This is a genomic window from Streptomyces sp. NPDC045701, from assembly GCF_056432045.1.
In genome coordinates, this window is the sequence record NZ_JBWKJV010000015.1 from 134,327 (window position 1) to 154,576 (window position 20,250).

General features: G+C 72.8%; 15 protein-coding genes. 7 read left to right on the forward strand and 8 right to left on the reverse strand.

All coding sequences use genetic code 11. The features are described from left to right. Both AC07DW_RS18440 and bla read left to right on the forward strand, forming a co-directional pair. Positions 1 to 1,371 carry an L-serine ammonia-lyase gene (locus tag AC07DW_RS18440; protein ID WP_478858698.1) on the forward strand — a complete coding sequence of 457 codons (1,371 nt, stop codon included), beginning with the start codon at positions 1 to 3 and terminating at the stop codon, positions 1,369 to 1,371. 78 nt (positions 1,372 to 1,449) lie between these two features. Beyond that, positions 1,450 to 2,397, forward strand: a complete 948-nt coding sequence (gene bla / locus AC07DW_RS18445; RefSeq protein WP_478858699.1) for a class A beta-lactamase — start codon at positions 1,450 to 1,452, stop codon at positions 2,395 to 2,397. Here bla and AC07DW_RS18450 read toward each other — a convergent pair. The 8 genes from AC07DW_RS18450 to AC07DW_RS18485 form a co-directional block, all read right to left on the reverse strand. After that, entirely contained in the window at positions 2,390 to 3,352 is a 963-nt protein-coding gene (locus tag AC07DW_RS18450) for a CopD family protein (protein ID WP_478858715.1), read from the reverse strand. The two genes, bla and AC07DW_RS18450, sit on opposite strands and share 8 nt — an antisense overlap. After that, on the reverse strand, positions 3,328 to 3,543 hold the full coding sequence (locus tag AC07DW_RS18455) for an EF-hand domain-containing protein (protein WP_064071744.1): 216 nt from the start codon (positions 3,541 to 3,543) through the stop codon (positions 3,328 to 3,330). The genes AC07DW_RS18450 and AC07DW_RS18455 overlap by 25 nt, the downstream gene beginning before the upstream one ends. 105 nt (positions 3,544 to 3,648) lie before the next feature. Further along, positions 3,649 to 4,284 (reverse strand): ADP-ribosyltransferase, encoded by a 636-nt coding sequence (locus AC07DW_RS18460; protein ID WP_478858700.1) that lies wholly within the window; start codon positions 4,282 to 4,284, stop codon positions 3,649 to 3,651. 134 nt (positions 4,285 to 4,418) lie between these two features. Continuing rightward, positions 4,419 to 5,606, reverse strand: coding sequence for a YncE family protein (locus tag AC07DW_RS18465; RefSeq protein WP_478858716.1), 1,188 nt, complete (start codon positions 5,604 to 5,606; stop codon positions 4,419 to 4,421). Between the two features lie 364 nt (positions 5,607 to 5,970). Next, the gene (locus AC07DW_RS18470; protein WP_478858701.1) at positions 5,971 to 6,474 is read right to left on the reverse strand and encodes an ATP-binding protein; all 504 of its coding nucleotides are present in this window, start codon (positions 6,472 to 6,474) and stop codon (positions 5,971 to 5,973) included. Between the two features lie 240 nt (positions 6,475 to 6,714). Continuing rightward, the gene (locus AC07DW_RS18475) at positions 6,715 to 7,482 is read right to left on the reverse strand and encodes an enoyl-CoA hydratase/isomerase family protein (protein ID WP_478858702.1); all 768 of its coding nucleotides are present in this window, start codon (positions 7,480 to 7,482) and stop codon (positions 6,715 to 6,717) included. A gap of 86 nt (positions 7,483 to 7,568) precedes the next feature. Beyond that, the gene (locus tag AC07DW_RS18480; protein WP_478858703.1) at positions 7,569 to 8,816 is read right to left on the reverse strand and encodes a L,D-transpeptidase; all 1,248 of its coding nucleotides are present in this window, start codon (positions 8,814 to 8,816) and stop codon (positions 7,569 to 7,571) included. Between the two features lie 196 nt (positions 8,817 to 9,012). After that, entirely contained in the window at positions 9,013 to 10,248 is a 1,236-nt protein-coding gene (locus AC07DW_RS18485; RefSeq protein ID WP_478858704.1) for a L,D-transpeptidase, read from the reverse strand. 305 nt (positions 10,249 to 10,553) lie between these two features. Between AC07DW_RS18485 and glgX the strand changes: the two genes are divergently transcribed. The 5 genes from glgX to AC07DW_RS18510 all read left to right on the forward strand — a co-directional run bounded on the left by glgX (position 10,554) and on the right by AC07DW_RS18510 (position 19,936). Then, a complete protein-coding gene (gene glgX / locus AC07DW_RS18490; RefSeq protein WP_478858705.1) occupies positions 10,554 to 12,830 on the forward strand; it encodes a glycogen debranching protein GlgX in 2,277 nt (758 codons plus the stop codon). 101 nt (positions 12,831 to 12,931) lie between these two features. Then, complete coding sequence (locus AC07DW_RS18495; protein ID WP_478858706.1) at positions 12,932 to 14,734, forward strand: ABC transporter ATP-binding protein; 1,803 nt, start codon at positions 12,932 to 12,934, stop codon at positions 14,732 to 14,734. After that, positions 14,731 to 16,665 (forward strand): ABC transporter ATP-binding protein, encoded by a 1,935-nt coding sequence (locus tag AC07DW_RS18500; protein WP_478858707.1) that lies wholly within the window; start codon positions 14,731 to 14,733, stop codon positions 16,663 to 16,665. Before AC07DW_RS18495 ends, AC07DW_RS18500 begins: the two co-directional genes overlap by 4 nt. Positions 16,666 to 16,836: 171 nt before the next feature. Next, positions 16,837 to 17,454, forward strand: coding sequence for a flavodoxin family protein (locus AC07DW_RS18505; protein WP_478858708.1), 618 nt, complete (start codon positions 16,837 to 16,839; stop codon positions 17,452 to 17,454). Positions 17,455 to 17,908: 454 nt separating this feature from the next. Beyond that, on the forward strand, positions 17,909 to 19,936 hold the full coding sequence (locus AC07DW_RS18510; RefSeq protein WP_478858709.1) for a M4 family metallopeptidase: 2,028 nt from the start codon (positions 17,909 to 17,911) through the stop codon (positions 19,934 to 19,936). Positions 19,937 to 20,250: the final 314 nt, after the last annotated feature.

The following is a 20,250-nucleotide window of genomic DNA, read 5'->3' on the forward strand; positions in this document are numbered from 1 at the left end:
GTGGCCATCTCGGTCTTCGACCTGTTCTCGATCGGCATCGGCCCGTCCAGCTCCCACACGGTCGGCCCGATGCGCGCCGCCCGGATGTTCGCGCGCCGGCTGAAGAACGAGGGCCTGCTGGCCCCGACCGCCTCGATACGCGCCGAGCTCTACGGCTCGCTGGGAGCCACCGGCCACGGCCACGGCACCCCCAAGGCCGTCCTCCTCGGCCTGGAGGGCGACTCGCCCCGCACGGTCGATGTGGAGACCGCCGACGACAAGGTCGAGCGGATCAAGACGGACAAGCGCATCAACCTGCTCGGCGCGCACGAGATCGGCTTCGACTTCGACGAGGACCTGGTCCTGCACCGCCGCAAGGCGCTGCCGTACCACGCCAACGGCATGACCCTGTGGGCGTACGACGCCGACGGCGCCACCCTGCTGGAGAAGACGTACTACTCGGTCGGTGGCGGGTTCGTGGTCGACGAGGCCGCCGTCCAGGGCGAGAACCCGATCGTCCCCGACGACACCGTGCTGAAGTACCCCTTCCGCACCGGTGACGAGCTGCTGCGCCTGACCCGGGAGACCGGGCTGTCGATCTCCGCGCTGATGCTGGAGAACGAGAAGGCGTGGCGCACCGAGGAGGAGATCCGCCAGGGCCTCCTCGACATCTGGCGCGTCATGCAGGCGTGCGTGGACCGCGGCATGTCCCGCGAGGGCATCCTGCCGGGCGGCCTGAAGGTCCGCCGCCGCGCCGCGAACACCGCGCGCAAGCTGCGCAGCGAGGGTGACCCGCTGGCCCTGTCCATGGAGTGGATCACGCTCTACGCCATGGCCGTGAACGAGGAGAACGCCGCCGGCGGGCGGGTCGTCACCGCCCCCACGAACGGCGCCGCCGGCATCATCCCGGCGGTCCTGCACTACTACATGAACTTCGTGCCCGGCGCCGACGAGGAGGGTGTGGTCCGTTTCCTGCTGGCCGCGGGCGCGATCGGCATGCTCTTCAAGGAGAACGCCTCCATCTCGGGTGCCGAGGTCGGCTGCCAGGGCGAGGTCGGCTCGGCCTGCTCGATGGCGGCGGGCGCGCTCGCCGAGGTGCTGGGCGGCAGCCCCGAGCAGGTGGAGAACGCCGCCGAGATCGGCATGGAGCACAACCTGGGCCTGACCTGCGACCCGGTGGGCGGCCTGGTGCAGATCCCGTGCATCGAGCGCAACGGCATGGCGGCGGTCAAGGCGGTCACGGCGGCGCGCATGGCCATGCGCGGCGACGGCAGCCACAAGGTCTCCCTGGACAAGGTCATCAAGACCATGAAGGAGACGGGCGCCGACATGAGCGTGAAGTACAAGGAGACCGCGCGGGGCGGGCTCGCGGTGAACATCATCGAGTGCTGACGGGCCCGGCGCCGACACGCCGCTGACACGCCGCCGGAACGTTTCCCTCCGCCGCCCCGCCCGTGATGGGCTCGGCCCATGACGGAGAACGAGACGGTACGGACGTCACGCGACGGCACCACGCGCCGCGCCCTGCTGACCGCCGCGGCCGGCGCCGCCGCCCTGCTCACGACCGGCGCGGCCGGCGCCTCCGCCGCGCCCCCTCCCGCCGGGCGGCCGGATGCCGCCGCCGGCCGGGCGGCGGCCGTGGGGCGGCTGCGGGCGCTGGAGCGGCGGCACGGGGCCCGGCTGGGCGCGGTCGCCCGCAACACGGTGACCGGCGCGACGGTGCTCTACCGGGCCGCGGAGCGCTTCCCCATGTGCTCGACGTTCAAGACCCTCGCGGTGGCGGCCGTGCTGCGGGACCTCGACCGGCACGGCGAGGTGCTGGCGAAGCGCATCCGCTACACCGAGGACGACCTCGTAGCGAACTCCAGGAAGTGCGAGGAGAACCTGGCCACCGGCATGACCGTGGCCGAGCTGTGCGACGCGGCCGTCCGCTACAGCGACAACACGGCCGCGAACCTGCTCCTGCGCGAGCTGGGCGGCCCCGGCGCCGTCACCCGGTTCTGCCGGTCCCTCGGGGACGGCGCCACCCGGCTCGACCGCTGGGAGCCCGAGCTGAACAGCTGCGAGCCCTGGCGCGTCGAGGACACCACCACACCCGCCGCCCTCTCGGCCACCTACGAGAAGCTGGTCCTGGGCACCGCGCTGCACGGCGCCGACCGCGAGCGGCTGACCGGCTGGCTGCTGGGCAACACCACCAGTACGCACCGGTTCCGCGCCGGGCTGCCCGAGGACTGGCGCCTGGCCGACAAGACGGGCGGCGGCGCCTACGGGACGAACAACGACGCCGGTGTCGCCTGGACGCCCGACGGCACCCCCGTGGTCCTCACGGTCCTGACGACCAAGCCGGCGCAGGAGGCCGCCGCGGACGACCTCCTGGTGGCCCGGGCGGCCTCGGTGCTGGCCTCGGCGGTCACCTGAGCACCGCCGAGCGCAGGCTCAGCCAGTGCGGGTCGGGCACCACGGTCAGCACCGCCGACACCACGACGACCGCCGCCAGCACCGCCAGCTCGGTACGGGCGGGGGCCGTCGCGTCCCCGCCCCGGCGCAGCCCGCGGCGGGCGGCCACGGCCAGCGCGCTCACCACCGCGAGCAGCGCCAGCTTGGCGATCAGCACCCTGCCGTACGCGGTGGTGAGCACCACGTCGGTGGGGAGGCGGCGCAGCGTCGAGCAGGTGCCGGTGACGGCGAGCGCGACGTACAGCCACCCGGCGAGCCGGGCGTACCGGGCCAGCGCCTCCTGGCCGCCGCCGCGCAGCCACGTGGTGCGCAGCACGTACAGCAGCCCGCCCACCCACAGCGAGGCGGCCGTCAGGTGGATCACGGTGAGGGCGGTCCCCAGCTCGGGGGTGTACGGCTCGGGGTGCGCCCGCAGCGCCTCCGCCCCCACCACCAGCGCGAGCGGGCCGGCCGCCCACCCGGGGCGGCCGAGCGCCACGCACCCGGCGGCCAGGGCGAACCCGTTGGCCATGGCCAGCAGCAGCCCGCCGTCCCTCGTCCCGTAGGTGGCGGTGATGTCCAGGTCGCTGACGCCGGCCAGCAGGACGATCTGCCCGGCCGACGCGGCGGCCCCGCCGAGGGCGGCCCACAGGGCCCAGGGGCGGGGCGCGGGGCCGGGTCCGGCGAGCCGGGCACCGGCGAGTTCGCCGAGGTGCACGGCGAGGGCGGCGAACACGGCCGCGCGCAGCACGGTGGTGGTGCCGGGTGCGGGGATGCGCAGCTCGCCGGTGCCGCGCGCGGCGAGGCTCGCGCCGAGCACCGCCACGGCCGGCACCGCGAGCGCGCCGGTGACGAGCGCGGCACGCGTACGGCGCCGCCCGGTGGTCCGGGCGGCGCCGTTGATCCGGGTGGTCACGCCTTGTTCAGGTGCGCCCAGAACTCGTCGAAGGTGAGCAGCCCGTCACCGTTGCCGTCCTGCGCGTTGATCACGGCCTGGGCAACGGTCTCCGTGACGTTGAAGTCGCCCAGCTGCGCCATGACGCTCTTGTACTCGGCCGCCGTGATGAGCCCGTCCCCGTTCACGTCGTACCGCTCGAACGCCTTGCGCGCCGCCTCGATGTCCGCCACTGGTCCACCCCTTCTTGGTGCATAACTGACGGCGGTCAGATTATCGGGAGGGACGGTGCCCCGGATCCGGGGGCCTCCGGGCGCCTCGGACGAGCGGCGGCGGGGTCAGCGGCGCCAGGGCTCGTAGTGCGGGTTGTCCTCGCACTCCGCCATGATCTCGATCTTCTTCGCCAGGTCGACCGGGCAGACGCCGACGATGTGCTTGCGGGCGATGCCGCCGGGGAAGGCGACCTCCTCCTGGTCGGCGTACTTGTGGGTGTCGCCGATGGTCCTGTTGACGTCCACGCCCTTGGGGGCGTCCAGGTAGTAGTTGAAGCCGCTCTTCCACTTCTTGTAGAGGTCGTGGTCGTACGTCGTCGAGACGTACGGCGAGCCCTGGTTGACCATGACGTACTTCTCGATGTCGTACTGGCCGTCCAGCGGGGCCCTGGGGTGGAAGCCCTGCTCGAAGACGACCGACGGCGGGCGGTTGTCGGCGCGGTAGAGCTGCTTGCAGTCGCTCCGCCAGGAGGGGGCGGGCGTGATCCGGTCGGGGTCGACCCGGCGGTCGGCCGCCGGGTACAGCCGGTCCTCGACGACCGGGCAGCTCGCCGCGGCCCCCGGGACGAAGGCGGCGGCGGGGGCGGCGGCGGCCGGGGTCGCGGCGGCGGGGGCGGCCTCGGTGGCGGCGGCGGGTACGAGGAGGGCGGCGAATGACAGGGCGAGCGCGGCGGCGCGGCGGCGCGGGCGAGAAGTGATCACGGCGCTCACCCTGGCGTCCGCCTCCCGCCGCATGGTGTTTCTTCACCCGATCGGCGGCGTGTCAGCCGGGGTGCCCGCGGGGCCGCGACCGGGGGCGGTCGCGCGGGGCTCGGCGCGCGGGGGCCCACCGGGGGTCAGCGGAAGACGCCGGTGTGGCCGAGCGAGTAGCGGCCCGGCTGGGGATAGACGGCGAGGCCGTGCGGGCCGCCGCCGACCGGGATGCGGGCCAGTTGCCTGCCGGTGGCGGTGTCGATGGCGTACACCTCGGAGTCGTACCGCCCGGACAGCCACAGCACCTTGCCGTCGGCCGACACACCGCCCATGTCGGGCGAGCCGCCGTCCGGCAGCCACCACTTCTTCGTCAGTGCGTTCCGGGCGAAGTCGAACACGGAGACGGAGCCCTCCGCGCGGTTGGGGATGTACATCTCCCTGGAGTCGCGCGAGACGTACAGCCCGTGGGCGCCCTTGCCGGTGGGAAGGAGCCGGGGGGTGGCGAAGGAGTCACCGTCGAGGACCCAGACGCCGTGCGCCATCATGTCGGCGACGTAGAAGGTCTTCCCGTCCGGCGAGACTTTCACGTCCTGGGGCATGGCGCCCCGGAACGGCAGCTTCTGCTGGGCGACGACCTTCATCCGCTCGGTGTCGACCTTGAGCAGCTCGCCGGAGAACTCGCAGCTGACGATGAAGTAGCGGCCGTCGGCGGAGAAGTCGGCGTGGTTGACGCCGTAGCAGCTCACCGGTTCCGTGTGGCGCCGCTCCATGGTGTGCGGGTCGCGGAAGACCAGCTCGCGGTCGAGGGAGGCCATCACGATCGCGTACCTGCCGTTGGGCGTGAAGTACAGGTTGTACGGGTCGTGCACGTCGACGTCCTTGCCCCGGGTGCCGGTGGCCGGGTCGATGGGGGTGAGCGTGTGGCCCCGGTTGTTGTTGACCCAGAGCGTCCTGAGGTCCCAGGACGGGACGACGTGCTGAGGCTGGGCGCCGACCGGGACGGTCGCGATGACCTTGTACGTCTTCGGGTCGATGACCGAGACGGTGTTGGACAGGGTGTTGGGGACGTACACGCGGGACGGGAAGCCCTTGACCACGGGGGACAGCCTGCCGGGGCGGTCGGCCGCGTAGACGTCCTTGGGGTCGAGGACGGGCGGCATGCCGGGCAGGCCGGGGGGAACGGCCTTCTTCGGTACGGAGACGGGGACGTCGGCCCGGCCGGTGCGCGCCTCGGTCCGGTCTCCGCCGCCGCAGCCGGGAAGCGTCGCCGCGGCGGCGAGCAGGGCGGTGGCCGCGACAAGGCCCTTGGTTCGCTTCGTCAGGCGCGGCATCGTCACGCGACCCATTGCACGGTCCGGGGCCTCCGGTCCGCCCCCCGAGGAGTTCCGCGGTGCCACGGCAGCAGATCGCCTGGGTCGATGAAACACCCACAGGACCCCATATTTATTCATGGTTTATGAGGTCCGTGGCCCATCTCACCTACGATTCATTCCCGAGCTGGCCCGTTTTGCTGAACTTGCCCCGGTTTGGTCTTTTGGTGGCATGGCCCCCTGTCTGCCATAGTCGGAGACACGACCCCCATTGACCCGGGCCAGGTCGTTCCAGCGGCCGTGGATACACCCCCCCCGTCCACGGCGACGCACTCCACGGAAGCCCCCACGGCGCCCCATCACGGCGCGAGGGGGCTTCCGTGCGTCAGCGGTCGGAGACCCTCATCTCGAACCAGGTGGTCTTGCCGCGCGGCAGCAGGTCGACGCCCCAGCGGTCGGAGAGCTTGTCCACCAGGAAGAGCCCCCGGCCGCTGGTGTCCAGCTCGCGCACCGGCATCAGGCAGGGCAGTCCCCGGGACGGGTCGCACACCTCGATCCGGATCCAGCCGCGGCGGCGCAGCATGCGCAGGCCGAAGACGCGCGCCCCGGTGTGCCGGACGGCGTTGCCGACGAGCTCGGAGACGAGCAGCACCGCGTGCTCGGCGATCTGCGGGCCGAGCCCCCACTGACGGAGCACCACGCACTGGGTGAGCCGGCGGGCGGTGGCGGCGGATTCGGGGCGGGACGGCAGCCGCACCTCTTCCTCCGTCGGATTGCCGAACAGTTCGAGCGCCTTGAGCGCCTGTTCGTCCTCCGCGGCGGGTACCCACCGCGCGGCGGTAGCGCCGCCGCGCTGCCCCGGTTGCTCCACACCTTCCAGCCCCGCCATGCCCACCATGATGGCCGCCCGGGGCCTCCCGCGTGGCCGTTCCCGTGGAATCGACGCCCCGGGACGAACGGTTCCCGGGGCGTCGTCCGGCATATGACCCTGGCACGGAGAGCGCGGGAAAGCCGGGCTGACCTGCGGCGACACCGGCCGTGCGGCCGAGGGGCGCGTCCGGGCGCGCCACGCGCTCAGTGCCGTCGCGTCCACCCCGAACCACCCGCACGGCTGACAACTAGCCGTCGGTCACCGGAACTTGGCCTTGCCCGGCCCCTCCTCCACGAAGCTGCGCATGCCGCGCTCCCGGTCCTCGGTGGCGAACAGCCCGGCGAACCAGTTGCGTTCGACGGTCAGGCCCGTGTCGATGTCGGTCTCCAGCCCCGCGTCCACGGACTCCTTCGCGGCGCGCAGCGCCAACGCGGGCCCCTGGGCCAGCTTCGCGGCCCACGCGTGCGCCTGCTCGTACACCTCGGCCGCCGGGACGACCCGGTCGACGAGCCCGATCGTGAGGGCCTCGTCGGCCCGGACGTGACGGCCCGTGAAGATGAGGTCCTTGGCCTTGGACGGGCCGACGAGGCGGGCGAGGCGCTGCGTACCGCCCGCGCCCGGGATCAGGCCCAGCAGGATCTCGGGCTGGCCGAGCTTCGCGTTGTCACCGGCGATCCGGAAGTCGGCGCACAGCGCCAGCTCGCAGCCACCGCCCAGCGCGTACCCGATGACGGCGGCGACGACGGGCTTGGGGATGCGGGCGACGGCGGTGAACGAGTCCTGGAGGGCCTTGGAGCGCAGCACCATGGCCGCGTGGTCCATCGCCTGCATCTCCTTGATGTCCGCGCCGGCCGCGAACACCTTCTCGCCGCCGTAGAGCACCACGGCGCGGACGTCGTCGCGGCGGGCCGCCTCCTCGGCGAGCTCGCGCAGCCGGTCCTGGGTGGCGATGTCCAGAGCGTTCATCGGCGGGCGGTCCAGGCGGAGGGTGCCGACGCCTTCGGAGACTTCGAGAGTGACTGTCATGCAGGGCAGGTTAGCCGCCGTTAACGACAACGGGCCCGGTGCTGTGAGGAACAGCACCGGGCCCGTTGGGCGGGGACCTCCGGGTCCTACGCGGTCCACTCCGACCAGGCCATGTTCCAGCCGTTGAGGCCGTTGTCCGGCTGGATCTGCTTGTCCTTGGAGTTCTTCACGACCACCACGTCACCGATGATCGAGTTGTCGTAGAACCAGGCCGCCGGGGTCGCGTCGTCGTAGGCGCCGCGCACGTCCCGCAGACCGACGCAGCCGTGGCTGACGTTGGCCGACCCGAAGGTGTCGCGGGAGGCCCAGTAGTTGCCGTGCACGAAGGTGCCCGAGGTGGACAGGCGCATCGCGTGCGGGACGTCCTTGATGTCGTACTCGCCGCCGAAGCCCACGGTGGCGCCGTTCATCCGGGTCACCTTGTACTTCTCGCTGATGACCATCTGGCCGTTGTACGTCGTCGTGGACGGCGCGCCGGCGGTGATCGGGACCGTCTTGATCAGCTTGCCGTCGCGGACGACCTTCATGGTCTTCGCGCTCGCGTCGACCGTCGAGACCTGGCTGCGGCCGATGGTGAACCGGATCGTCTTGGACTGCTTGCCGTAGACGCCCGGGCGGCCCTCGACGCCGTCCAGGTTCAGCCGCACGGTCACCTTGGTGCCCGCGGCCCAGTACTTCTCGGGACGGAAGTCCAGGCGGTCGTTGCCGAACCAGTGGCCCTCGATCGGGACGGACGGCTCGGCGGTCACCTTGATGGCCTTCTCCACGGCCTCCGGGGCGGTGATGCCCCGGCTGAAGTTGATCGACACCGGCATGCCGACGCCGACCGTCGAGCCGTCCTCCGGCGTGTAGTGGCCGATGAAGGTGTTCTTCGGTACGAGCGTGGTGAAGGTGGTGTCCTTCGCCGACTCACGCCCGTCGGCGTCCTTGGCGACCGCGTGCACCTTGTACTTGGTGGCGGCGGCCAGGTGCCGTACCGGCTCCCAGCTGGTGCCGTCGGCGGCCAGCTTGCCCTCGACCCGGTTGCCCTTGGAATCGGCGACCGTGACCGTGACCAGCTTGCCCTTCTCGGCGGTGACCTTCAGGGCGCCGCTCGTCGCGACCGACGCGGCGCCGTCCTTGGGCGCGACGGTCACCACCGCCTGGGAGGCCGCGTTCGCGACCTGCCCGCCGCCCTTCGTCTTCTCCGGGCCCTTGCCGCTCTCGGCGGACCCCGACCCCCCGCATGCCGTCACCAGCAGCAGCAGCGCCCCCAGCACCAGGGCCGACAGCCCCTTGCCGGATCCGCTTCCGCCCGCCCCGGCCGATGCCCCCGATATCGGCTGCACGTTCACTTCGGTGTTCTCCCCTCGCACGGCCTGGCCCCGCCACGGCCCGCACCCCCGCACGCCCACTCGCGCGTGCACCGCGATAGATAATCACACCGCAGGCGGTACCGAGCGCCCCCGGATGTCACCGTTCAGTCCCAACGTGTCCAGGACCGGGGCGGGCCGTGCCGGACCGTGCGGGAACGGCGAGAGATGGCCGGGGTCACCGCAGGGCGGAACCGGCCTTCCAGCGGGCCCAGTCCATGTTCCAGCCGCCCAGGCCGTTGTCGGGCGACACCGTCCGGTCGGTCGAGTTGACCACCTCCACGACGTCCCCGATCAGCGTCCGGTCGAAGAACCAGCCCGCCGGGGAGTCGGCGCTGCCGCCCTTCACGTCGCGCAGCCCCACGCACCCGTGGCTCACGTTGGCCGTGCCGAACGTGGACGCCGGTGCCCAGTAGTTGCCGTGCAGGAACGTCCCCGAGTCGGTGAGCCGCATGGCGTGCGGGACGTCCTTGATGTCGTACTCGCCCTTGCCGTCCTTGTCCTTGAAGCCCACCGTGGCGCCGTTCATCCGGGTGACGTCGAACAGCTCCGTCACCACCATCTTCCCGTTGTAGGTGGTGGTCTTCGGTGCTCCCGCCGTGATCGGCACCGTCGTGAGGAGCCGGCCGTCGCGCCGCACCTCCATGGTGTGCTCCTCGGCGTCCACCAGGGAGACCTGGGAGCGGCCGACCCTGAACCCGACCTCCTTGTGCTGGATCCCGTACACCCCCGGCGCCCCCTCCACGTCGCGCAGCCGCAGGCCGACGGTGACCTCGGTGCCGGGCCTCCAGTACGCGCGCGGACGGAAGTCCAGGCGCTCCTTGCCGAACCAGTGGCCCACCACCTCCACCGGGGGCCGGGACGTGACCCGGATGGCCCGCTCGACGGCCGCCCGGTTCTCGATGGGACGGTTGAAGGAGAAAGAGACGATCATGCCGGTGCCGACGGTGGAGCGGTTCTCCGGCGCGAAGTAGCCGATGAACCGGTGCTCGGGGACCGCGGTGGTGAACGTCGTGTGCCGGGCCGAACGCCGCCCGTGGGCGTCCAGCGCGACCGCGTCCACGCTGTACTTGGCGGCCAGCGCGAGCCGCACACCGGGCGCCGGGTGCCAGCGCAGCCCGTCCTCCGAGATCGCGCCCGGCACCCGCTCCGGCTGCGCGTCCTCGACCTTCACCACCCTGACCCGCTCCAGCCGCCCGCTGGGGACGCTCACCTCCACCCGGCCGTCCGGGGTCACACCCTTCGCGCCGTCCCCGGGCGTCACCCGGATGGTGTCGTCCGGGGACCGCCCCTTGCCGCCCATGCCGATGTCCAGACCACCGCCACCGGTGCACCCGGCCAACCCCGCCATCAGCCCCGCGCATGCCACGGCAGCGGCGATGCCGAGCCCTGCCCGCTTCAGTACGTGTCTCACGATGCGACCAACGACTGCCCCCCTCCAGGGGAAACGTCAGTGCGGGTCATGTTGGGAGGCAGGCAGTCCGGGAAGAACAGGTGGAGGACCATGTGCGGGGCCGCGGCAGGGACGCCGCGGCCTCGTGGCGAGTGAGCCGAAGGGGCGCTGCCGTGTCGGGAGGGAGAACGCGCGGAGGGTCGTGAGGAACCGGGCGCACCCCGCAGGCCGGGGGGACACCCGGGGGCACGATCGGCCGTCGACACGGGCGGAGTGCGCCGGAGGTGAACCGCGCCACCACAAAGGGAGCCGCGGGAGGCGGGCAGGTGTCGAGCGCAGCCGAGCAGCAGGCAGTGCAGCGTGCGGTGGGTGACGCACTGCTGGACGGGAGGCCCGCCCCCGCCGGGGCACGTCACCATGGACCGGACGGGCTCCCCCGGGACCCCGCCGCGCCCTCCCCACCCGTATGGCCGGGCGCGCCCACGCCGCTCGGCGCCCGGTTCCGGGCCGGGCCCGGCGGGGCGGCGGGGACGAACTTCGCGCTCTGGGCGGGCGGGGCGGAGGCGGTGGAACTGTGCCTCTTCGACGAGGGCGGTGCCGAGACCCGGCTGCCGCTGACCGAGCTGACCCATGAGATCTGGCACGGCTTCGTGCCGGGTGTACGGCCGGGGCAGCGGTACGGCTACCGGGTGCACGGCCGCTGGGACCCGTGGACGGGCGCCCGCTGGAACCCGGCGAAGCTGCTCCTCGACCCCTACGCGCGCGCGGTCGACGGCGACTTCTCGCTTCCGCCCGAGGTGTACGGCCATGTGCGGGACTGGCCCGAGCAGCACGTCGCCGACACCGTCCGGGACACCCGCGACTCGGCCCCGTACGTGCCGAAGGGGGTCGTCGTCCACGACGACGACGACTGGTCCGACGACCGGCGGCCGAAGACCCCGTGGGCGGACTCGGTCATCTACGAGGTCCACGTGCGCGGCTTCACCAAGCGCCACCCGGGCATCCCGGAGGAGCTGCGCGGCACCTACGCGGGGCTCGCGCACCCCGCGGCGATCGAGCACCTGGTGTCGCTCGGGGTGACGGCGGTCGAGCTGCTGCCGGTGCACCAGTTCGCGCACGAGGACCACCTGCTGCGGCGCGGGCTGAAGAACTACTGGGGCTACAACTCCATCGGCTACTTCGCGCCGCACGCCGCGTACAGCGCCTCGGGGACGGCCGGACAGCAGGTCGGCGAGTTCAAGCGGATGGTGAAGGCGCTGCACGCGGCCGGCATCGAGGTGATCCTCGACGTGGTGTACAACCACACCGCCGAGGCGAGCGAGCTGGGCCCCATGCTGTCGCTGCGCGGCATCGACAACCGCGGTTACTACCGGCTGGCCGCCGACGCCCGCAGATACGCCGACTACACGGGCTGCGGCAACACCCTGCACGTCGTCCAGCCGCACGTGCTGCGGCTGATCACCGACTCGCTGCGCTACTGGGTCACGGAGATGGGCGTCGACGGCTTCCGCTTCGACCTGGCGGCGGCGCTCGCCCGCTCGATGCACGACGTCGACATGCTGTCGCCGTTCCTCGCGACGATCGCCCAGGACCCGGTGCTGCGGCGGGTGAAGCTGATCGCCGAACCGTGGGACGTCGGCAACGGCGGCTACCAGGTGGGCGCGTTCCCGCCGCTGTGGACCGAGTGGAACGACCGCTACCGGGACGCCGTCCGCGACTTCTGGCGCGGCGCCCTGCCGGACGTGCGCGACCTCGGCTACCGGCTGTCGGGGTCCAGCGACCTGTACGCGTGGGGCGGCCGGCGCCCGTACGCCTCCGTCAACTTCATCACCGCCCACGACGGCTTCACGCTGCGCGACCTGGTGTCGTACGAGCGCAAGCACAACGAGGCGAACGGGGAGGGCAACCGGGACGGCACGAACGACAACCGCTCCTGGAACTGCGGCGTCGAGGGCGAGACGGACGACCCGGCGGTGAACGCGCTGCGGCGGCGCCAGGTGCGCAACCTGCTCACCACGCTGCTCCTGTCCACGGGCGTGCCGATGCTGGTGGCGGGCGACGAGATGGGCCGCACCCAGGGCGGCAACAACAACGCCTACTGCCAGGACAACGAGATCGGCTGGGTCGACTGGTCACTGCCGGAACGCCCCGGCCCGCAGGGGCTGCTGGAGCTGACCTCCCGGCTGCTGGCGCTGCGCCACGCCCACCCGGTGCTGCGCCGCCGGGCCTTCTTCTCGGGCCGCCCGCAGGGCGTGGACGGGCTGCGGGACCTGGCGTGGTTCACGGCGGCGGGCGCGGAGATGACGGAAGGGGACTGGTACGCCCGGACCGCGACGATCGGGATGTACCTGTCGGGGCGGGACATCCCGGGCCGGGACGCGCGCGGTGAGCCCATCACGGACGACAGTTTCCTGGCGGTCCTCCACGCGGGCGCCGATCCGGTGGACTTCCGTCTGCCGGGCCCGCCGTGGGCGGGGGCGTACGAGCTGGTCGTGGACACCTCGCGGGAGGACCAGTCCGGGGCGCCGGGCACGGTGCACCCGGGCGGGGAGGTGCTGACGGTGCCGGCGCGGTCGGTGCTGCTGCTGAGGGTGCGGGACTGAACGCCGCCGGCCGGCGCGCGGCCGCGACCGCGGGATGAGCGTCGGTACGCGTCGGAAAAAGCACGTGAGCGATGTCGGTGCCGAACCGTAGGCTCGCTCCGATGCCGAAGAAGGATGCAGCGACCAGGGATCGTTCGACCGTTCGCACACTGCTGCGGCTGTGGCCGTACGTGCGTCCGGTGCGCGCGCGCATCGTCACGGCGGCGGTCGTGGCCGTCGTGGCGTCCTGTCTGAGCCTGGTCATCCCGCTCGTACTGAAGTGGATCGTGGACGGGCCGGTGGCCGGGCGGGAGCCCGGCGGGGTGTGGTTCGGGGCGCTGGTGGTGCTGGCGCTGGGGATCGCGGAGGCCGCGCTGTTCGGGCTGCGGCGCTGGCTGGTGGCCCGGCCGCTGGCGGGCGTGGAGGCCGCCATGCGCGCGGACCTGTACCGGCACCTGCAACGGCTGCCGATCGCGTTCCACGACCGGTGGGCGTCCGGACAGTTGCTGTCGCGGGCGACGACGGACCTGTCGTTGATACGGATGTTCCTGGCGTTCCCGATGACGTTCCTGTTCGTCAACGGTGTGACGGTGGTGGTGGGCTGCGGCGTGCTGCTGGTGCAGGACTGGACGCTGGGCCTGGTGCTACTGGTGCCGGTGGTGCCCCTGATCGCGGTCTGCTCGCTTTTCGAGTCGCGCTACTCGCTGGTGGCGCGGCGCGCCCAGGACCAGGTGGGCGACCTGACGACGGTCGTCGAGGAGAGCGTGCTCGGCATCCGGATCGTCAAGGGCTTCGGCCGCCACCGGAGCCAGGCGGCGGCGTTCGGCGCGTTGGCCGAGCGGCTGCGGGGCACGGAGCTGAGCAAGGCGCGGCTGCTGGCGGGCATCTGGGCGGTCATCACCGTGGTGCCGGAACTGGCCATCGGGGTGGCACTGGTGCTGGGCACCGTCCAGGTCGCGGACGGCGCGCTGTCCGCCGGGACCCTGGTGGCGTTCCTGTCGACGGCGCTGGCGCTGCGGTGGCCGGTCGAATCGATCGGGTTCCTGCTGGCGATGAGCCAGGAGGCGGCGACGTCGGTGGAGCGGTTCTTCGAGGTGATGGACGAGGCGGAGGAGGACGACGCACGCCGGGACGGGGGCGGGTCCCGTCCGGTGCCGGTGGGGTCGCCGTTGGGCGGGTTGCGCTTTGAGGGCGTGACGTTCCGCTATCCGGACGCGCCGGAGGACGCGCCTCCGGTGCTGGACGGGGTCGATCTGGTGGTCCGGCCCGGCGAGACGATGGCCCTGGTCGGGGCCACCGGTTCGGGCAAGACGACGCTGACGGCGCTGGTGCCGCGGCTGCACGAGGTGACGGCCGGGCGGATCCTGCTGGACGGGGTCGACGTGGCGGCCATGCCCCGGGAGCGGCTGCGGGAGCTGGTGTCCGTGGCGTTCGAGGAGCCGACGCTGTTCTCGGCCAGCGTCGGGGAGAACGTGCTGATGGGCGCCGGCCCCGGGGGCGCGGGCGAGCCGGAGCTGCGGCGCGCTCTGGAGGTGGCCCAGGCGGGGTTCGTGAAGCACCTGCCCCAGGGGGACGCGACGCAGGTCGGCGAGCAGGGCCTGAGTTTGTCGGGCGGCCAGCGCCAGCGTCTGGCCCTGGCGCGGGCGGTGGTGGGCCGCCCGCGTTTCCTGGTGCTGGACGATCCGCTGTCGGCGCTGGACGTGCACACCGAGGCGCTGGTCGAGGCCGCGCTGCGGGACGTCCTGCGGGACACCACCGCGCTGGTGGTGGCCCACCGCCCGTCCACGGTCATGCTGGCCGACCGCGTGGCCCTCCTCTCGGCGGGGCGCGTCACCGCGGTCGGCACCCACCAGGAACTCCTGCGGGACAGCGCGGAGTACGCATGGCTCATGTCGGGAGCCGGAACGACGGGTGGTGCGCGATGACGGACACGGTGGGCGGGACGTCCCCGGTACCCCGGGCCGGCCCTGCGGCGGGTCCCCCGGCGGGTCTTCCGGCCGGCGGAAAGACGCCGGAGCCGGGCGGGACTCCCGGCGCGGACGGGACTGACGGCGCGGACGGGACTGACGCGTTCGACCGGGACGACCTGCCGGTGGCGGAGGGGGCCACGGGGCGGCTGCTGCGGTCGCTGCTGGCGCCGCGGCGGGGGCGGGTCGCGCTGGCCGCGCTGTTGCTGCTGCTCCAGCAGGCCGCCGTACAGGCCGGGCCGCTGCTCGTCGCGTACGCCATCGACCGGGCCGTGCCCGCCCTCCGGGGCGGGGACCACGGGCCGCTGGTCGCGGTGGCCGCGGGGTACGGCGTGTGCGCGGCGGGCGCCGGCCTCTTCCAGTACGCCTTCATCCGCGCCTCCGCCCGGGTCAACCAGGACGTCCTGCTCGACCTGCGCGGGCGGATCTTCCGGCACGCGCAGGCGCTGAGCATCGACTTCCACGAGCGGTACACCTCCGGCCGGCTGATCTCGCGCTCCACCACCGACGTCGAGTCGCTGCGCGAGCTGCTCGGCGAGGGGCTCCAGGAGCTGATCGGCGTCCTCCTGTCCTTCGCCTTCATCTCCGTGCTCCTGCTCTGGCTCGACCTGGGCATCGGCGCGGTGGCGCTGGTCTCCTTCCTCCCGCTGCACCTGCTCGTACGGGTCTACCGGCGGCGCGCGGCCGTCGCGTTCAGCGCGCGGTCGACGGCCATCGCCGCCGTCATCGTGAAGTTCGCGGAGACGATGAACGGCATCCGCCCGGTGCGGGCGTTCCGCCGCGAGCGGACCAACGACGCCGACTTCCGCGCGCTCAACCACCGCCACGAGCGCCGCAACGGCGACGCGATACTGGAGATGGCCCGCTACGTCATCGGTTCCCGGCTGGTCGCCAACACGGCGGTCGCCGCCATGGTGCTGTGGGGCGCCTACCGGGTCGCGTCCGGGACGCTCGCGCTCGGGGTGCTGGCGGCGGCCGTGCTCTACATGCGCCGGCTGTACGACCCGATCGACCGGCTGGCGATGTTCCTCAACTCGTACCAGTCGGCGGCCGCCTCGCTGGAGAAGATCGCCGGACTGCTGGCCCAGACCCCGGCGGTCCGTGACCCCGCGGCGCCCCGTCCCCTGCCGCCGACCCGCTCCGGGACGCCCGGGCGGGAGGTCGTCTTCGAGGACGTCCGCTTCGGGTACCGCACGGGCGGCGAGGTGCTGCCGCGCTTCGGCCTGACGATCCCGGCGGGGCAGACCGTCGCGGTGGTCGGGTCGACGGGCGCGGGCAAGTCCACCCTCGCCAAGCTGCTCGCTCGCTTCTACGACCCCTCCGCCGGCCGGGTGCTGCTCGACGGAGTCGACCTCCGGGACCTGTCGGTGCCGGAGTTGCGGCGGGGGGTGGTGATGGTGACCCAGGAGGCGTTCCTGTTCTCGGGGACGGTCGCGGAGAACATCGCCATCGGGCGGCCGGACGCCACGCGCGCGGAGATCGAGCAGGCGGCGAAGGCCATCGGCGCCCATGACTTCATCACGGCCCTCCCGGACGGTTACGACACCGACGTACGCAAGCGGGGTGGCCGGATCTCGGCGGGCCAGCGCCAGCTGGTCGCCTTCGCGCGGGCGCTGCTGGCCGACCCGTCGGTGCTCATCCTCGACGAGGCGACCAGTTCCCTGGACGTCCCCGGCGAGCGGGCCGTGCAGCGTGCCATGGACACGGTGCTGGACGGCCGCACGGCGGTGGTGATCGCGCACCGGCTGTCGACGGTCGAGATCGCGGACCGGGTGCTGGTGATGGAGGGCGGCCGGATCGTGGAGGACGGGCCGCCCGCGGAACTCGTCCGGGGCGAGGGGCGCTTCGCGGGGCTCCACCGGGCGTGGCGGGAGAGCCTGGTGGGCTGAGTTCCCTCCATGATCCTTCCAATGGCCCCGCGGGCTCACCCGATCACCTGATCGACGCCGGAATATGCATGCGCATCAAGGTGGTTGGAGGGGACGACGCCATCGACGACCCGGGGCGACGGCCGGCGCCCGGGGCGCCGTCGGGCGCCGGGTCCCAGAGCCGGAGCTGACATGACCACCCACACGGCCCGCGCCACCGACCGTTCGTTCCTCTTCGTCCTCGGCAGCTCCCGTACCGACGGCAACACCGAGCTGCTCGCCCGGACCGCGGCGGCGCAACTGCCCGCCGGGATACCGCAGCGCTGGGTGGACCTGAACGCCGTCCCCCTGCCCGATTTCCAGGACGGGCGGCACGAGACCGACGACTGGCCGGCCGGGGAGAGCGAGGAGGAGCTGCGGCGGGCCACCCTGGAGGCCACCGACATCGTCCTGGCCTCGCCGCTGTACTGGTACACCGTCTCCGCGCAGACCAAGCGCTACCTCGACTACTGGTCCGGCTGGCTGACGGCGCCCGGCTCGGACTTCAAGGAGCGGATGGCGGGCCGGACGCTGTGGGGCGTGACGGTCATGGCGGACTCCGACGAGTCCGTCGCCGACGGGCTGGTGACCACGCTCAACAACTCGGCGGCGTATTTGGGGATGCGCTTCGGCGGGGTGCTGTTCGGCAACGGCTCCCGGCCGGGCCAGGTGCGCGACGACGAGCGGGCGATGATCCGCGCGAAGACCTTCTTCGAGGGCGAGCCCCCGCTCGCCCTGTTCCCGCACGAGGAGGGGACCCGGCAGCGCTAGCCGGCGCCCGCGGCACGACGGGGCCGCCGGTGCGGACGGCGGCCGGCCCGAGGGAGCCGGGAGGCGATGGCCGGAAGTCCGCCCGGCGGCGAGGGGCGCGTGGAGGATGGCGCGGCACACGCGCTCAACACCGCGTTCACAATGGCAAGTCGCCCGCCGGCCGCCACGGACCAGTGGTCCGGGGGCCGGGCGGGGCGCCGCACCGCTTCGCGGTGCGCACCGCGAAACGTCCGGTTAACGAACACGGCTTTTCGGGCAACGGACGAATTCCGGCCAATCTATTGACGCGCTCCTGACAGGGAGCCGTGATCGGCGCCACTCTTACCCCGTTCTCCGCACCACTTGTTCGACACGAGTTCCCGTGTTCGATCCGCATGTGTTCCGCGCTTATTCAGGCCGCTCCGCCCGGCCGGCCCACCCAGCCGACCGGTAACCCCCCTCAAAAGGAGTCCGCGTGAGATCCACGCCAAGCCGTCGCGCCACCGCCACCGGTGCCCTGATCGCCGCCGCCGCCATGCTCACCGTGGGCGTGCAGTCCGGCGCCGCGACCGCCGCCGGCACCCCGGCGGCCCCCAAGGCCCAGGTGGCCGGCAAGGCCGACCCCGGTTCCCTGCCCGCCGACCTCTCCCCCGCGCAGCGCACCGCGCTGATACGCGCGGCCGACGCCGGCAAGGCCGAGACGGCCAGGGAACTCGGCCTCGGCGCCCAGGAGAGGCTCGCCGTCCGCGATGTCGTGCAGGACCGCGACGGCACCACCCACACCCGGTACGAGCGGACCTACGCAGGGCTCCCGGTGCTCGGCGGCGACCTGGTCGTCACCGAGACCGGGGCCGGACGGACCGAGGCGGTCAGCAAGGCATCCCGGGCGGCGCTCACGGGCGTGGACACCACCGCGGAGATCACCCCCGCCGCCGCCGAGAAGCAGGCCGTCGGCGCGGCCCGGGCCGAGGGTTCCAAGGCCACCGACTCCGAGCGCGCCCCGCGCAAGGTGGTCTGGCTCGCCCAGGGCAAGCCGGTCCTCGCGTACGAGACGGTCGTCGGCGGCCTCCAGCACGACGGCACCCCGAACGAGCTGCACGTCGTCACCGACGCCACCACGGGCGCCAAGCTCTACGAGTGGCAGGCCGTCCACAACGGCACCGGCAACACCCAGTACAGCGGCCAGGTCACCCTCGGCACCGCGCCCTCGTACACGCTGACCGACACCGCCCGCGGCAACCACAAGACGTACAACCTCAACGGCGGCACCTCCGGCACCGGGACGCTGTTCTCCGGGGCGGACGACGTCTGGGGCGACGGCACCCCGCAGAACAAGGAGACCGCGGGCGCCGACGCCCACTACGGCGCCGCGCTCACCTGGGACTACTACAAGAACGTCCACGGCCGCTCCGGAATCAAGGGCGACGGCGTCGGCGCGTACTCCCGCGTCCACTACGGCAACGCGTACGTCAACGCCTTCTGGACCGACAGCTGCTTCTGCATGACGTACGGCGACGGCGCGGGCAACACCAAGCCGCTCACCTCCATCGACGTCGCCGCCCACGAGATGACCCACGGCATCACCTCCGCGACCGCCAAGCTCGTCTACAGCGGCGAGTCGGGCGGCCTGAACGAGGCGACCTCGGACATCTTCGCGGCCGCCGTGGAGTTCCACGCCAACAACGCCGCCGACAAGGGCGACTACCTCGTCGGCGAGAAGATCGACATCCGCGGCAACGGCACCCCGCTGCGCTACATGGACAAGCCCAGCAAGGACGGCTCGTCGAAGGACGCCTGGTACTCCGGTATCGGCGGCGTCGACGTGCACTACTCCTCCGGCCCGGCGAACCACTGGTTCTACCTGCTCTCCGAGGGCAGTGGCGCCAAGTCCATCAACGGCGTGAACTACGACTCGCCGACCTCCGACGGCCTGCCCGTCACCGGCATCGGCCGGGACAAGGCCGCGCTGATCTGGTACAAGGCGCTCACCACCAAGTTCACCTCCACGACCAACTACGCCGCCGCGCGCACCGGCACGGTCGCCGTCGCCACGGAGCTGTACGGAGCCGGCAGCGCCGAGGTGAAGGCCGTCGAGCACGCCTGGGCCGGCGTCAACGTCGGTTCCCGCCCCGGTGGCGGCGACCCCGGCACCGGCAAGGTCTTCGAGAACACGGCCGACGTCGCCATCCCGGACAACGGTGCCGCCGTCACCTCGGCCGTCGACGTCACCGGCATCGCCGGCAACGCCCCCTCCACCCTCAAGGTGGACGTGGACATCGTCCACACCTGGCGCGGTGACCTGGTCGTCGACCTCGTCGCCCCGGACGGTTCGGTCTACAACCTGAAGCCGTTCAGCTCCTCCGACTCGGCCGACAACGTCAAGGCCACGTACACGGTCAACGCCTCCACCGAGGTCGCCAACGGCAACTGGAAGCTCCGCGTCCAGGACAAGGCCGCGCAGGACACCGGCTACATCAACGGCTTCAAGCTGACCTTCCCGTGACCCGGGAGGCGCGGTGAGCGGCTGACGCACCGCCCGGCGGCACCCCGTGTGCCGCCGGGCGGTCGTGCGTGCGGCGGCGGCGGCGGATCAGCGGCGTACGCCCCGGAGGACACGGGCGCCGCTCCGCCCTCGTCCCCCCTCGCCATCACGGCCGCGGGGGGGGGGGGGGGGGGCGAGGGGGGGGGGGGGGGGGGGGGGGGGGGGGGGGGGGGGGGGGGGGGAGAGAGGGGGGGGGGGGGGGGGGGGGGGGGGGAGGGGGGGGGGGGGGGGGGGGGTGTGGGGGGGGGGGGGGAGGGGGGTGGGGTGTGGAGGAG

Excerpts from the sequence above, each read along its gene's own strand:
- bla (WP_478858699.1), top strand. The coding sequence starts at position 1,450 with ATGACGGAGAACGAGACGGTACGGACGTCACGCGACGGCACCACGCGC.
- AC07DW_RS18465 (WP_478858716.1), bottom strand. The coding sequence starts at position 5,606 with ATGCCGCGCCTGACGAAGCGAACCAAGGGCCTTGTCGCGGCCACCGCC.
- AC07DW_RS18470 (WP_478858701.1), bottom strand. The coding sequence starts at position 6,474 with ATGGCGGGGCTGGAAGGTGTGGAGCAACCGGGGCAGCGCGGCGGCGCT.
- AC07DW_RS18475 (WP_478858702.1), bottom strand. The coding sequence starts at position 7,482 with ATGACAGTCACTCTCGAAGTCTCCGAAGGCGTCGGCACCCTCCGCCTG.
- AC07DW_RS18495 (WP_478858706.1), top strand. The coding sequence starts at position 12,932 with ATGCCGAAGAAGGATGCAGCGACCAGGGATCGTTCGACCGTTCGCACA.
- AC07DW_RS18500 (WP_478858707.1), top strand. The coding sequence starts at position 14,731 with ATGACGGACACGGTGGGCGGGACGTCCCCGGTACCCCGGGCCGGCCCT.
- AC07DW_RS18505 (WP_478858708.1), top strand. The coding sequence starts at position 16,837 with ATGACCACCCACACGGCCCGCGCCACCGACCGTTCGTTCCTCTTCGTC.